Annotated in this window: 1 pseudogene; it reads left to right on the top strand. The window is 37.4% G+C overall.

The annotated features are described in order from the left end of the window. Positions 1-34 precede the first annotated feature (34 nt). Positions 35-235, top strand: a pseudogene (locus AAEY62_RS24870) (lipid IV(A) 3-deoxy-D-manno-octulosonic acid transferase); the annotation flags it as partial.

Raw genomic sequence — 235 nt, 5'->3', positions numbered from 1 at the left:
AAACTAAGACGACTTACCCTTATAAAAGCTTAGTATGGCACGCATTTTTTATTCACTCGCATTAATGATTATTAGCCCACTAATCGTATTTTATTTATATGTATTACGCGGTAAAAAAAACCCAGGTTATAGAGCGCACTTTAAACAGCGCTTTGGTTTTGTGGACAAGTCTTTATTTGCCAATAACAATAAGCCGCTGCTAGTGCATTGTGCATCAGTAGGTGAAGTACTCGCC

The organism is Pseudoalteromonas sp. GW168-MNA-CIBAN-0100 (assembly GCF_040309225.1).
Lineage (GTDB): Bacteria > Pseudomonadota > Gammaproteobacteria > Enterobacterales > Alteromonadaceae > Pseudoalteromonas > Pseudoalteromonas arctica.
This window is presented reverse-complemented; position numbering and strand designations above follow the sequence as displayed.